This is a genomic window from Arthrobacter sp. Y3221157 (genome assembly GCF_059089865.1).
The window spans coordinates 120,777-135,214 of record NZ_JBNHFD010000001.1; the positions used below are offsets into that span (position 1 = coordinate 120,777).

At 66.3% G+C, this 14,438-nt stretch carries 10 protein-coding genes; 6 read left to right on the top strand and 4 right to left on the bottom strand.

Going from position 1 to position 14,438, the window contains the following annotated elements; genetic code table 11:
- Positions 1-103 precede the first annotated feature (103 nt).
- The 4 genes from AC5RTT_RS00565 (at position 104) to AC5RTT_RS00580 (ending at position 5,608) form a co-directional block, all read left to right on the top strand.
- Entirely contained in the window at positions 104-2,320 is a 2,217-nt protein-coding gene (locus tag AC5RTT_RS00565; protein ID WP_494143550.1) for a catalase, read from the top strand.
- Between the two features lie 46 nt (positions 2,321-2,366).
- Positions 2,367-3,264 (top strand): IS5 family transposase gene (locus tag AC5RTT_RS00570; RefSeq protein WP_494143551.1). Its coding sequence is split into 2 segments (ribosomal slippage): positions 2,367-2,717 and positions 2,719-3,264, totalling 897 coding nucleotides; the frame shifts between segments, so codons are not numbered across the junction.
- Between the two features lie 188 nt (positions 3,265-3,452).
- Positions 3,453-4,652 carry a pyridoxal phosphate-dependent aminotransferase gene (locus AC5RTT_RS00575; protein WP_494052759.1) on the top strand — a complete coding sequence of 400 codons (1,200 nt, stop codon included), beginning with the start codon at positions 3,453-3,455 and terminating at the stop codon, positions 4,650-4,652.
- Entirely contained in the window at positions 4,649-5,608 is a 960-nt protein-coding gene (locus AC5RTT_RS00580) for a 2-hydroxyacid dehydrogenase (protein WP_494143552.1), read from the top strand. The genes AC5RTT_RS00575 and AC5RTT_RS00580 overlap by 4 nt, the downstream gene beginning before the upstream one ends.
- A gap of 151 nt (positions 5,609-5,759) precedes the next feature.
- Here the strand turns inward: AC5RTT_RS00580 and AC5RTT_RS00585 are convergent, their stop codons facing one another.
- Positions 5,760-8,039 (bottom strand): beta-L-arabinofuranosidase domain-containing protein, encoded by a 2,280-nt coding sequence (locus AC5RTT_RS00585; protein ID WP_494143553.1) that lies wholly within the window; start codon positions 8,037-8,039, stop codon positions 5,760-5,762.
- A 135-nt stretch (positions 8,040-8,174) separates the two neighbouring features.
- Positions 8,175-9,233 carry a TerC family protein gene (locus tag AC5RTT_RS00590; protein ID WP_494143554.1) on the bottom strand — a complete coding sequence of 353 codons (1,059 nt, stop codon included), beginning with the start codon at positions 9,231-9,233 and terminating at the stop codon, positions 8,175-8,177.
- A gap of 246 nt (positions 9,234-9,479) precedes the next feature.
- Between AC5RTT_RS00590 and AC5RTT_RS00595 the strand changes: the two genes are divergently transcribed.
- Both AC5RTT_RS00595 and AC5RTT_RS00600 read left to right on the top strand, forming a co-directional pair.
- On the top strand, positions 9,480-10,145 hold the full coding sequence (locus tag AC5RTT_RS00595) for a GntR family transcriptional regulator (RefSeq protein ID WP_494143555.1): 666 nt from the start codon (positions 9,480-9,482) through the stop codon (positions 10,143-10,145).
- The gene (locus tag AC5RTT_RS00600; protein WP_494143556.1) at positions 10,142-11,317 is read left to right on the top strand and encodes an MFS transporter; all 1,176 of its coding nucleotides are present in this window, start codon (positions 10,142-10,144) and stop codon (positions 11,315-11,317) included. The genes AC5RTT_RS00595 and AC5RTT_RS00600 overlap by 4 nt, the downstream gene beginning before the upstream one ends.
- Before the next feature lie 122 nt (positions 11,318-11,439).
- Here AC5RTT_RS00600 and AC5RTT_RS00605 read toward each other — a convergent pair whose 3' ends face one another.
- Both AC5RTT_RS00605 and AC5RTT_RS00610 read right to left on the bottom strand, forming a co-directional pair.
- Positions 11,440-12,012, bottom strand: coding sequence for an MOSC domain-containing protein (locus AC5RTT_RS00605; RefSeq protein ID WP_494143557.1), 573 nt, complete (start codon positions 12,010-12,012; stop codon positions 11,440-11,442).
- 34 nt (positions 12,013-12,046) lie between these two features.
- Positions 12,047-14,437 carry an ATP-binding cassette domain-containing protein gene (locus AC5RTT_RS00610; RefSeq protein WP_494143558.1) on the bottom strand — a complete coding sequence of 797 codons (2,391 nt, stop codon included), beginning with the start codon at positions 14,435-14,437 and terminating at the stop codon, positions 12,047-12,049.
- Position 14,438 lies beyond the last annotated feature (1 nt).

Sequence of the window (14,438 nt, forward strand, 5' to 3'; positions counted from 1 at the left end):
GGGATTTGTGGCACGGGCCAACGTTACCTAGGGTACTAAGCACGCTTAGTATCTTGGTTTCGACAGCGGACTGCCAGATTTCCCATCCTGAGGAGAAGAATTCGTGCCAGAAGAGAGCAACATCCACATTCCCGGCGTCCCCGCCAGCGAGCCCGCCAGCCTGGAGGAACCGACAACTCCGCGGGAGCCGCTGCCGCCAAAGCCGGACCAGCGAGGACCTGAAGCGGTTTCGCCTACGGGAAGCCCAACAGGGGCGCCGGCTACGGCGCGGGCCCAGTCCGGTCAGTACCTGACTACTGCCCAGGGGTTGCGCGTTCGCGACACCGACCACTCCTTGAAGGCCGGTTCGCGCGGCCCAATCCTGTTGCAGGACCACCACCTGCGGGAGAAGATCACGCACTTTGACCACGAGCGCATTCCCGAGCGCGTGGTGCATGCCCGGGGCGCCGGGGCCCACGGTGTCTTCCGTTCCTACGGCACTGCTGCAAACATCACCCGCGCAGGCTTCCTGGCCAAGGACGTGGAGACTCCGGTCTTCGTCCGTTTTTCCACCGTGCTGGGTTCCCGTGGCTCTGCTGACACGGTTCGTGACACCCGGGGCTTTTCCACCAAGTTCTACACGGATGAGGGCACGTACGATCTGGTGGGCAACAACATCCCCGTCTTCTTCGTCCAGGACGGTATCAAGTTCCCGGACATCGTTCACGCCGCGAAGCCGCACCCGGACCGGGAAATTCCCCAGGCGCAGAGTGCCCATGACACGTTCTGGGATTTCGTCTCCCTGCATACCGAGGCCCAGGCGCACACGATGTGGAACATGTCCGACAGGGGAATCCCGCGTTCCTACCGGACCATGGAAGGCTTCGGCGTCCACACCTTCCGGTTCATCAACGCCGAAGGCCGCACCACCCTGGTGAAGTTCCACTGGAAGCCAAAGCAGGGCGTCCACTCACTGGTGTGGGAAGAAGCGCAGATCATCAACGGCATGGATCCGGACTTTCACCGCCGTGACCTCGCCGACGCCATCGAAGCAGGCGCCTACCCTGAGTGGGAGCTCGGTGTCCAGACGTTCCCGGACACCGAGGACCAAATGTTTGAAGGCATCGACCTGCTGGACCCCACCAAGTTCGTTCCCGAAGAACTGGCTCCCGTCCAGCCAATCGGCGTCATGACCCTCAACGCCAATCCCACCAACTTCTTCGCCGAAACCGAACAAGTGGCGTTCCATCCCGGCCACCTCGTCCCCGGGATCGACGTCACGAATGACCCCCTGCTCCAGGTGCGCCTCTTCTCATACCTTGACACCCAGATCTCCCGGCTGGGCGGGCCCAACTTCGGCCAGATTCCCATCAACCGTCCGCAAGCCCCGGTGAATGACATGCTGCGGGACGGCATGCACCAGCAGGGGGTCCACGGGGGAGCGGCTCCATACCACCCCAACTCGCTCGACGGCGGTTGCCCGTTCCTCGCCGGACAGGATCTTGGTGCTTTCATCGACGTGCCGGAGGAAGTGGCTGCCTCCATCAAGGAACGGAAGAACCCGGCATCCTTCGATGACCACTACAGCCAGGTGGGCCTCTTCTTCCGCAGCCTGAGCCCGGTGGAGCAGGACCACGTGATCCAGGCTTACACCTTCGAGCTCGGCAAATGCTACGAAAAGTCCATCCGCGAACGGCAGCTTGCAGCCTTGGCCAACGTGGACGCCGGCCTGTGCGCAGCGGTAGCCAAGGGCCTGGGCCTCCCCGCCCCGCAGGCAACAGAGCAAGTTCCGGAGTCCGACCCCAGCCCCGCTTTGTCGCAGGTGGGCAAAACCTGGCCCGTTGCCGGCCGCATTGTCGGGATTCTCGCCGATGGGAACAGCGACCTTGCTGCCGTGAACGCAGCACGAAAGGCGCTGGACGCCGAGGGGATCGTCTCCCTGGTCATCGCCCCCCAGGGCGGCTTCCTGGGAAAAGAGAACGACGGCGGGGTCCCCGTGCAACGGACGTACCTCACCGCCCGCTCCACGGAGTTCGACGCCGTCATCGTTGCGGCTTCTGCCGCTCCGGCACCCGACGCCGAACCTGGACTCGACGCCAAGGCCGGCACCCCCGGAAGTGCACTGGATCCACGGGCGGTCCTGCTGCTTACCGAAGCGTTCCGTCATGCCAAGGCCATTGGCTCCTTGGCCACCAGCACGGACGTCCTGACGGCCACGGGCATGCCCGAGGATGCACCCGGGATCGTTACCGGGGAGAACGCTGAAGCCCTGGTCACGGAACTGACCGGGCTGCTGGCATCCCACCGGGTCTGGGAACGGTTCCCGGTGACGTCCGCCTAGGGCGTGTCTCCTAAAGTCTGGGTCGGTTGTTCGGGATGCTGGATGAGTGTCTCGTACTTCTGTTCTGACTGATGGTCAGTGGGCCCGCATTCAGCCGTTGCTGCCGACTTCTGATGGCCGTCGCGGGCGTCCGTTCCGGGACGACCGGCGCGTGGTGGAAGGCATCATCTACCGGTACCGGTGCGGGATCGCCTGGCGTGACGTGCCTACCGAGTTCGGTCCGTGGCAGACGATTTGGAAGCGGCACCGTCGCTACAGCGGTGATGGCACTTGGGACAGGATCCTGGCCGGCCTGCTGATGGTCGCGGACGCCCAAGGCGAAGTGGACTGGTCGATTTCCGTGGACTCGACCGTCAACCGCGCCCACCAGCACGGCACCAACCTTCCGCGCGCCACAGGGGGCCCGGTCGAATTACATGAATCTGTTTGATGAACCGGATGATCATGCGATTGGCCGTTCCCGCGGCGGACTGAGTACCAAGATTCACGCTCTGGTCGATGGCAAGGGCAGGCCATTGGTGCTGCTGGTCGCCCCGGGCCAGGGCGGAGATGCGCCGATGTTCACGCATCTGATGGACCAGCTGAAGATCAATCGTTCCGGTCCGGGCAGGCCACGCACCCGCCCGGACCGTGTCCGCGGCGACAAGGCCTATTCATCCAGGGCGATCCGGACCCACCTGCGCGACCGCGGCATCACCGCTGTTATCCCGCAACCATCCGACCAGATCGGCCACCGGAAGCGGCGCGGGTCTACGGGAGGCAGGCCTCCGGCCTTCGACAGAGAGGACTACAAAGGCCGCAACGTCGTCGAACGGAACTTCAACATCTTCAAACAGTGGAGGGCTTTGGCAACCCGCTACGACAAACTCGCGCTCACCTATCGCGGCGGAGCAGTTCTCCGTGCAATCAGCATCTGGCTGACAGCTTTAGGAGACACGCCCTAGGCGCACTCAAGGAAAGCCAACCAAGGGAGGGGAGTGCCGCCGTCGTTCCGCCGGCAGGCGTTCCCCTCCCTGCCGCTGCCTGCGTATCCATAAATCATGGAGCAGGTCTATATATCAAAGCTCGCATTCTGATATATTAGCTAGGGATCGGCAGTACCGATTATCAACTCGATGAGGAGTGGAACAGCATGCAGCAACTCGCACACCGGCTCGACCGGCTGGGCACCGAGACCGCCTTCAGCGTCGCGCAGGCCGCCGCGTCCTGGAAGGCGCAGGGGAACCGGGTATACCCGTTCCATCTCGGCGATATTAACATCCCTACCGCCCCGCACATCGTCGAGGCGATGAACAAGGCTATTGCGGACGGCTACACGGGCTACTGCCCGGGCCCCGGCATTCCGCAGCTGCGGGAGGCCCTCGCCGATGACCTCGGCTCGCGCCGCGGCATCCAGTTCTCGCCGGACAACGTGGTGGTCATGACCGGCGGAAAGCCCGTCATCACCAAGTTCCTCCAGGCGGTCATGAACCCCGGCCAGGAAGTGCTCTACCCGAACCCCGGCTTCCCCATCTACGAATCCCAGATCGAATACCTCGGCGGCACGTCCGTTGCCTACCGCTACGTGCCCACCTCCACGGGCTTTGCCATCGACCTCGACCAGATCCGTGCATCGATCACCCCCAACACCGTCGCCATCATCTACAACGACCTGCAGAACCCGATCTCTGCTGAGTCCACTGCCGCAGAACGTGAGGCCATCGCTCAAATCGCCATCGAGCACGATCTCTGGGTGCTCTCCGACGAGGCGTACTTCGAGACCCGCTACGAAGGGGTCTCCCACTCGATTGCGTCCCTGCCCGGCATGGCAGAGCGCACCGTCATCCTCTACACCTTCAGCAAGAAGTTCGCCATGACGGGCTCCCGGCTGGGTTGCGCCGTCGCCCCGGTGGAGATTGCCAAGGTGCTCAGCACGCTGAACACCAACGATGAGTCCTGCACCACGCACTACGTGCAGTGGGCCGGCATCGAAGCACTCCGCGGCCCCCAGGAACCGGTGCAGCAGATGCTCGACATCCTGAAAACCCGCCGGGACGCAGCCTGTGAACTCCTGAACGGCATCCCCGGCATGCACGTCGCCGTCCCGCAGTCCACGTTCTACCTGTTCCCGGACGTCACCGACGCCATGGAACGCATGGGCTTCACTGCAGTGGGCGATTTCGCCACCGAGGCCCTGTACAAGACCGGCGTCTCCTTCTGTACCCGTGAGCACTTCGGCCGCCGCCAGCCCGGCGAAGACCGGCAGTACATTCGGCTCGCGTACTCGGGCATCGACGTTCCGGACATCCGCGAAGGCCTCGGCCGCCTGCGGGAATGGATCGAAACCGCATGAGCCGCGTCGTCGTCACGGGACGTATCCCCGAACCAGCACTCGAGAAACTCCGCGCCGAGCATGAGGTCGACGCCTGGGCAGGCCCGGAATCCATCAGCCGCGAGGAACTGCTGCGCCGGGTCGCCGGCGCAGACGCCGTCGTCAGCCTGCTCACCGAACGCATCGACGCCGAACTGCTCGACGCCGCCGGCCCGCAGCTCAAAGTCGTCGCCAACGTAGCCGTCGGCTACGACAACATCAACGTCACGGCCTGCACCGAACGGGGCGTCGTGGCCACCAACACCCCGGGCGTGCTCATCGACGCCACAGCCGACATCGCGCTCAGCCTCATCCTCATGGCCACGCGCCGGCTCGGCGAGGGCGAACGGCTCATCCGCTCCGGCGAGGCCTGGAAGTGGGGCATGTTCTTCCTCCTCGGCAGCAGCCTCAAGGGCAAGACCCTCGGCGTGGTCGGCATGGGCGGCATCGGCCAGGCCACCGCACGCCGTGCCAAGGCCTTCGGCATGGAAATCGTCTACCAGTCCCGCAGCGAAATCGATCCCGCCATTGCATCTGAGCTGGGTGCCCGGCGGGTGGACCTCGACGAGCTGCTGGCCGTCTCCGACGTCGTTTCGCTGCACTGCCCCTACGGGCCTGCCACTCACCACCTGATCGGTGCGGAGCAGCTGGCAGCGATGAAGGACTCGGCGTACCTGGTCAACACCGCCCGCGGACCCATCGTCGACGAAGCGGCGCTTGCAACCGCACTGCGCGACGGCGTGATCGCGGGAGCCGGCCTCGATGTCTACGAGCAGGAGCCGACGGTGCATCCCGGGCTGCTGGACCTCGACAACGTGGTCCTGCTGCCGCACCTGGGCTCTGCCACCGTGGAGACGCGCACCGCCATGGCGATGCTCGCCGCGGACAACGCACTCGCCGTGCTCAGCGGGAACCAGCCGCCTGCCCCGATCGGGTAGCAGGCCACAGCCGCCGTGCCGCAGATTTCCGGGGGAACGGATCTGCGGCACGGCCATCCTTAAACGTGCGACGGCGGTTCCGCAGCAGCCGGCGCAGCAGTACGACGTCGGGACGCACCAAAGCGGGCAGCGCTGCCGGGCGGATACGAAGTCAGGCTCCCCGCCGGAGCAGTGCGACGGAGAGCAGGTCGCCGGACATGTGGCCGGGCATGGCCTGGACGCTGAAGACCAACCGTCCGTCAGCTTCGTTGCCGGGGGAGGCCGCCGGAATTTGGTAGTCGAGCACCACCGTGTCGCCGTCCTGACGCTCCAGCGCGGGCCGGTCCAGCACTGCGCCGTTCAGCCGCAGCTGATGGTCGCGCCCTTCGGCAGCCCGAAACCGGACGCGTAGGGTTCCCGCCTCCTGCCCAAGGTCCCAGAGGACGTAGGAGAACCACCCGGTGGCACTGCGCCAGTGCAGCCCGTCCACGCCGCCGGCGCGTGTGGACTTCCCGGCGAAGCCGTGGTCGGATTCGGGCTGTTGTTCCCCGGCCATGACCTCGTCCACCACCGCCGTGCGTTCCGCGGCGGCCTGGTCCAGGAGCCGCCGTTCGGCGGACCGCTGGGCGGGATCGCCCGTTGGCCAGTAGACGGTGTAGCGCTCGTCGTGGATGCCGGCGAACGGCTCCAGCAACACAGTGCCCGCGCGCCCGGATGCGTCCACCACGTCGATTTCGGCACGCAGCGCCTCCCGGTCCACCAACCTGATGGCACCGCAGTCCGGCACCACGGGAGCCCGGCTGAGCGGCAGCATGGGTCCTGAGGCGACGTGCCCCATCCGTTCATCCGGCGCCTCAAATCCGGGAACATCTCCGGTTCCCGCCCGGGCGCCCAGCACCACGGGGCCGTACCGGTACGAGACCCAGGAGGACCCGTCCGGTAGGGCCTCGGCCGCGAAATGGGCCCGCAGCCGGATGAGCACGGTTGATGTGCCCTGCCAGGTGCGGCTGATGCTCACGTACTCGCCGTCGTCGTCCGCGCTCCCGCCCGGCCCTGTACCGGCGTCGACCTCCATATCCGCAGCCCAGGAGGGCCGGCGCAGCCGGATGGTGGCCTCCACCGGTGCTTCCGCGGTGACAACCAGGGCCACGTGGTCGGAGAACGGAAACCCGGTTTCCAGCCGCACGCGCAGGCCGTACTCCTGCCAGTCGAGGGTGGACGGGATGTACAGGTTGACCAGGAGGTCATTCCCGGCGCGGCTGTAGATCAGCTCCCCATAGCGGGCGTGGTTCTCTAGGCCGGACCCCACACAGCACCACATGGACTCCTGCGCCCGCGAGTACACGCGGTAATGCCCCGGCCGCATGGGCGTGAAGTACACCAGCCCGCCCGTTCCGGGGTGCTGCGAGGACAGGATGTGGTTGTACGTGGCCCGTTCATAGAAGTCGATGGCGGCCGCGTGACCACGGGCCTCAAAGCGCAGCTTGGCCAGCTTCAGCATGTTGTACGTGTTGCAGGTTTCCGGTCCTTGCGGGTCCTGGACCATCGGGGAGAAATCCGATGCCGGATGGAAGTGCTCGCGTACGCTGTTCCCGCCGATGGACACTGACCGCCGGGACACTACTGACGCCCAGAAGATATCGCACGCATGTGCTAAATCCGCGTCATCCGTCAGGCCCGCCAGCCGCGCGTAACCCACCACCTTCGGGATCTGGGTGTTCGCGTGCAGGCCGTCAAGCAGGTCCTGCCCGGCAGCCAGCGGATCCAGCAGTGCACGGTGCGAGAAGCGCCGGGCCTCCCGGAGGTACTCCTCCCGGCCGGTCAGCTCCCACAGAATGGCAAAGGCCTCGTTCATGCCGCCGAATTCGGCGTGGAGAACGTCCTCGAACGCGTCATTACCGAGGTGCGCCGAGACCCGCAACCACCAGCCCGCCAGACCGACGGCAACGTCCAGCGCTTCCGTAGACCCAGCGAACACGTGGGCGTCCAGCAGCCCTGCCAGCGTCTTGTGCAGGTTGTACAGCGGAACCCACCGGCCATTGAGCGTGAACAGGTCTGCATCCACCTCACCGCGGGCCAGTTCCTTGCCCAGGTCCCGGCCTTGGGGCACCCCACCCACGTAGCCGTCACCGTGCGCGGCCTGGCAGGTTCCGAGGATTACGACGGCGGCCCACACCTTCGCCAGGAGTTCCGGGTTGCCGGTGGCTGCATACAGCTTGGCGCAGCCGGACAGGTAGTGTCCGCCGATGTGGCCGCCCAGGCCGTCCGATTCCCAGTTGCCGTGGGGTTCCGCGGCGGGCTCCAGTCCGGCCTCGTGCAGATAGGGTGCGAACAGCCGGTCGGCGTCGAGGGACAGGATGTAGCGGACGGAGGTCTCCTGCGCCTGCCGGAACCTGCTGTCCAGGAGCCGGATCCGGTCCAGCGGGAAGGAGGTCGTCCTTGCATTCGTCACGCCACTCCTCTTCGCCTAAACCGCCAGCCACAGTTTTCCTACAACGATGTAGATTATGCGGGCAAACAGCGGGGACAGCAAGCCCCTGTGCCGCGCCTGCTGTCCCCGCTGCGTCTTTTGCCTACCTGGCAGCGGCTACCGGACGGACTCTTCGGCGGGCGGTACGTCCTCCTTGCCCCGAACCCGGGAGCTCCTGCCCCACAACGGCTGCAACGCCTCGAGTTCCTCAGGCGTCGCATTGCGGAAAGGCGGTCCAGCCGGCACGGGCGGCTCGTGCCGGGCCTGGCCGCGGGTGACGATCAGGCTCGCGGCGATGGAGACCCCAAGGATGGCGGTGATGACGGCGAGGGAGACCGGCGTCGGGATGTAGTAGACGTCGATCTTGAGCGCCATCTTGATGCCCACCCACACGAGCACCAGCGCGAGGCCGGCCTTCAGGTACACGAACCGGTGGATGAGGTCCGCCAGCAGGAAGTACATGGCGCGCAGGCCCAGGATGGCAAAGGCGTTGGCCGTGAACACCAGGAAGACCTCGTCTGTCACGGCGAAAATGGCGGGGATGGAGTCGACGGCGAAGATGATGTCCGTGACCTCCACCAGGACAAGGACCGCCAGCAGGGGAGTGGCGAGCAGGACACCGTTCCGCCTGATGAGGAACCGCTGGCCATGGAATGCGTCCGTCATCGGCACATGCCGGCGGAACAGCTTCAGGGCCCGCGATTTTTCCGGGTCGATGTGCTCGTTGCGCTGTTTGAGCATCCGGTAGCCGGTGAAAAGCAGGAAAGCGGCGAACAGGTAGAGGACCCAGCCTGCACTGGCGATGATCGCCGATCCGGCCGCGATGAACAGGCCGCGGAACACCAGCGCCCCCAGGACGCCGAAGAACAGGACCCGGTGCTGGTACTCGCGCGGGACGGCGAAGAAGGTGAAGATGATGGCCCAGACGAACACGTTGTCCACCGCGAGCGATTTTTCGATGAGGTAGCCCGCGAAGTACTGCTGCCCGAACTCCGCGCCGTACATCACCCAGACAATGCCGCCGAACGCGACGCCGCACAGCACCCACAGCGTTGACCATGCCGCCGCTTCACGTACGGAAATGACGTGCGCATGCCGGTGGGCCACGAGGTCGACGACGAGCATGAGGAGGATGAATCCGATGACAGCGAACCACATCCACAGGGGAACATTCATGGAGCACCTGCTTCCAGTCAGTAGTTACCAACTGGAGGTCTCTCCCGGGCCAAAGGCTGGCCTGTCCACCGGAAGGCGCTGGGGCCTACGTACTGACGATGGACGGAGTAGGGATACTCCCCTCCGGAAAAACTAAGTTAACTGCTTTTCCGCGCGCTGGCAACTGCCAGGGCCCGCTCGCGGTTGGAACTCGTCGAGCCGCCTGTATAGATGTATACATGTATGATTCCGAGTGGAGGTTGCACCATGCCAGAATCGCCGGCCCGGAACACCGGAGCCCACGTTGTCTACGCCGAACTGAAGCGCCGGATCCTCACCCTGGAGCTCAAGCCGGGGGAGCGTATCTATGAACCGGCAATGGCCGCGGTGCTCCAGGTGAGCCGAACACCCCTGCGTGAAGCGGTGCGGCGGCTCATTTCCGAGAGCCTGCTGGAGCAGCAGCCAACCGGCGGCGTGGTGGTGCCGCCGCTGGATGAAGCCGCGATATCTGAGCTGTATGAGGTGCGGGCTGCCATGGAATCCCTCATGGCGCGGAACGCCTGCATCAAGGCGACGGAGGCGGATATTGAAGCGCTGCGGGGCATCCTTGCGCGCAATGCCGCCATGGTGGAATTTGCCGATGACGCCATGCAGCAGGGCATGGCCCTGCATGCCAAAATCGCGAACATTGCCGGGAATTCCTGGGCCCGGCGCTTCCACGAGCAGATTTCCAGCCAGATGGAACGGTACCGCCACTTCACCAACAGCACCCAGGAGCGGCGGGACCAGGCCTTGGACCAGCACCGGACGTTGGTGGATGCGGTGGCGGCGGGCAAGCCGGAGAAGGCCGCCAAGGTCGCCTTTGACCACGTGATGGCCGCCCGTGACGCCGCCCTGCGCACCATCACCGGCAACGGCCTTGTCATGCCGTGATCGGGGAACTTGGACGCCGCTCCGGCACAGCCCTGCTGATCCACTCAACCCTGATCCAGGCCGTCACCTTCCTTGTCCGGCCGGCCGCCACTTACCGTGCACTCGAGCTGGACGTTCCCGGCTTCGCCCTGGGGTTGCTCGCCGCCAGTTATGCCGTCTTTCCCCTGCTGCTCGCCGTTCCCACGGGCAGCCTGGTGGACCGCCTGGGTGAACGCAGGCTGATGGCGGCCGGGTCCGCCGTCGTTCTGCTGTGCTCCGCGTTTCTGCTGCTGTGGGGTTCGTCGATCGTGGCGCTGGTGGCCGGAACGGCGCTGCTGGGTGCGGGACAGCTTGCCTGCGTGGTGGGGCAGCAGGCTGTGGTGGCCAACAACGCCGCCGCAACCCGGTTGGACTCCGCCTTTGGCTACCTGACGTTCGCGGCGTCCCTGGGGCAGGCTTTGGGGCCGCTGGCAATTTCGCTCGTGGGCGGCGCTTCCGTCCGCCCCGATACCCAGGCCATCTTCTTCCTTTCGGTCTGCATGAGCCTGGTGCTGTTCGCAACAACCTTTGTCATCGCGGCGAAATTCGGGGGAGGAAAGAAAAAGGCAGTTGCCGCACCTGCCGGCAAAGGCAGCGCCCTTGGTCTTTTGAGGACCCCTGGGGTAGCCAGGGCCCTGGCCACCAGCGCCACTGTCCTTGCCGTGGTGGACCTCACCATGGTGTACCTTCCCGCGCTTGGCGCCGACCGCGGGTTCACCGCTGCAACCGTCGGCGCCATGCTGACCGTCCGGGCCGTGTTCTCCATGGTCTCCCGTATCCTGTTGGGGCGGATTGCCCGGAAGATCGGCCGCATGCGGCTGCTGGTTGCCAGCCTTGCCCTGTCCACCGCCGCGTTGGCGGCCGCCGCGATACCCATGCCGGCATGGCTGCTGTTTGTGGTCATGGCAGTGCTCGGACTGGGGCTTGGCATCGGCCAGCCCCTCACCATGTCCTGGCTTTCATCGCAGGCTCCGGCAGGGCAGCGCGGGCGGGCCCTTGCCCTGAGGCTGGCGGGCAACCGGGTGGGCCAGGTGGTGCTGCCGAGCGCCATCGGCGTTGTCGCGGCGGGCCTTGGCACCGCCGGCGTCTTCCTTGCCTCGGCGGCAGTGGTGGGCGGAACGCTCGTGCTGCTCCGGGGCGTGCGGCTGGACTGACCCGTGCCTGGATAGTTCGCCCACACTGGCCCAGTTTTTGCCTGGCAGCCGGGATAGTCACCAGCACCGGGCACGAAAAGGTGCCAAAGGTGGGCTGGTTTGGGAGGCTGCCCGCTGGAGCGCTACGGCAGCCGCGACGAGCGCAGCGCGGTGGGCACGCCGGCCTGTGAAGGGTCCAGCGGTACCGGGCTGACCAGGACTGCCGGGCCGCGGTGCAGGAAGCCGCCGGACAGGGCGCGGGAGCGGATGCCCCCGCGCCCGCGCATCGCGGCGTGGGCGCCCGGGGCGAGCATCCCGTCCATCCACGCGCACGGCTGGGCGTGCCTCCCGGCGTGCAGCGTTACCGCCGAGCCGCCCGACTCCAGCACGAAGTCCTGCCCCAGCAGGGGAGCCAGTTGCGCGCCGCGGAGCACCACGTTCCGCCGGGTCAGCAGTGGATCGAAGGGCCCGGCCCCCAGCTCGGCGGCGATCGCCTCCAGGGATTCGACGGCGAACAACGTCACCGCGGCATCCATGTGGGCCGCCTTGCCGAAGAAACGGTCTCCCACGATGCCTTTGCCCGCCACCACCTCAGCCTCTTCCGCGTCCACCGTGGGCACGTTGGCTGCGCCGTCCCGGGCACGGCCAAAGTAGGCATGCCCGGGGGACACCAGCAGGTGCAGGATCTCGACGTCGTACCGGTAGTTTTCGGCCATGCCTCCACCGTAGGCGGTTGCGCGCGGGAGCGGGCTACGCCCCCACGTAGGTGGCCAGGTGCTGCCCGGTCAGCGTGGCCCGCTTGGCCACAAGGTCAGCCGGGGTGCCCTCGAAAACGATCCTGCCGCCGTCGTGCCCTGCCCCGGGTCCGATGTCGATGATCCAGTCGGCGTGCGCCATCACGGCCTGGTGGTGCTCAATCACGATCACCGACTTGCCCGACTCCACCAGGCGGTCCAGCAGGCCCAGCAGGTTCTCGACGTCGGCCAGGTGCAGGCCCGTGGTGGGCTCGTCCAAGATGTAGACGTCGCCCTTCTCCGCCATCTGCGTCGCGAGCTTCAGCCGCTGGCGCTCGCCGCCGGACAGGGCAGTGAGGGGCTGGCCAAGAGTGATGTAGCCGAGGCCCACGTCCGCCAGCCGCTCCAGGATTTTGTGGGCGGCCGGTGTCTTGGCTTCGCCCTGGCTGAAGTAGGCCAGTGCCTCCTCGACGGACATTGCCAGCACTTCGGCGATGTTGCGGCCGTCCAGCGTGTACTCCAGCACCGCGGCCTGGAACCGGCGGCCCTCGCAGTCCTCGCAGGTGGATTCCACCGTGGCCATGACGCCGAGTTCGGTGAAGATCACCCCGGCGCCGTTGCAGGTGGGGCAGGCGCCCTCGGAGTTGGAGCTGAAGAGTGCCGGCTTGACCCCGTTGGCCTTGGCGAAGGCCTTTCGGACGGGTTCCAGGAGCCCGGTGTAGGTGGCCGGGTTGCTGCGCCGCGAGCCCTTGATGGCGCCCTGGTCGATGGTGATGACGCCTTCGCGCTTCGCGAGCGAGCCGTGGATGAGGGAGCTCTTGCCGGAGCCGGCCACGCCGGTGACCACGCACAGGACACCCAGCGGCACGTCGACGTCCACGTTGCGCAGGTTGTTGGTGGACGCGCCGCGGATTTCCATCGCCCCGGCCGTTGCGCGGACTGACTCCTTGAGCCGGGCCCGGTAGCCGATGTGCCGCCCGGTGACGGTGTCGCTGGAACGCAGCCCGTCGACGTCGCCCTCGTAGACAATCTCGCCGCCGCCGGAGCCGGCCAGCGGGCCGAGGTCGACGACGTGGTCGGCAATGGCGATGGTCTCGGGTTTGTGCTCCACCACCAGGACGCTGTTGCCTTTGTCGCGCAGCTGCACCAGGAGGTTGTTCATCCGCTCGATGTCGTGCGGGTGCAGGCCGATGGTGGGCTCGTCGAAGACGTAGGTGACGTCAGTCAGGGATGAGCCCAGGTGGCGGATCATCTTGGTGCGCTGCGCCTCGCCGCCGGAGAGGGTGCCGGCGGGCCGTTCCAGGGACAGATAGCCCAGTCCGATCTCCGCGAAGGAGTCCAGCAGGTCCCGGAGTCCGGCGAGCAGCGGCCGGACCGAGGGCTCGTCCAGGTCACGGATCCATTCGGCGAGGTCGCTGATCTGCATGCTGCAGAGGTCCGCGATGTTCTTGCCCTTGATCTTCGAGGACAGCGCCTCCGGCGTCAGCCGGGTGCCCTTGCACTCCGGGCAGGTGTCGAACGTGACCGCCCGCTCCACGAAGCGGCGGACGTGCGGCTGCATGGCCTCCACGTCCTTGGACAGCATGGATTTCTGGATCTTGGGGATGATGCCCTCGAACGTGAGGTTGACGCCTTCCACCTTGATCTTGGTGGGCTCGGCGTACAGCATGGTGTCCAGCTGCCTCTTGGTGAAGGACGCTATGGGCTTGTCCATCGGCAGGCCCATCCCCTCGAACAAGCGCCCGTACCAGCCGTCCATGGAGTAGCCCGGCACGGTCAGGGCGCCCTCGTTGAGGGACCTGGAGTCGTCGTAGAGGGCCGTCCGGTCGATGTCGCTGATGTTGCCCATGCCCTCGCAGCGCGGGCACATCCCGCCCAGGTACGTCACCTGCTGGACGACGCTCTTCTCCACACGGCCGCCCTTCTCCGTGCTCATCACGCCGCTGGCCTTGCGGGTGGGGACGTTGAAGGAGAAGGCGGTGGGCGGGCCCACATAGGGCTTCCCCAGCCGGCTGAACAGGATGCGCAGCATGGCGTTCGCGTCCGTGGCGGTGCCTACCGTGGAGCGCGGGTTGGCGCCCATCCGTTCCTGGTCCACGATGATCGCCGTCGTCAGGCCCTCCAGCCGGTCGACGTCGGGACGGGCCAGGCTGGGCATGAACCCCTGCACGAACGCGCTGTACGTTTCGTTGATCAGCCGCTGCGACTCCGCGGCGATGGTGGCGAACACCAGCGAGCTTTTCCCTGACCCGGAGACTCCCGTAAAAACCGTCAGCCGGCGCTTGGGCAGTTCCAGGCTGACGTCCTTGAGGTTGTTCTCCCGCGCGCCCTGGACACGGATGGTGTCGTGGCTGTCAGCGACGTGCATTCCGGCTGCGGGGGTGCTGGTGCTCGTGTCCGTGCTCATA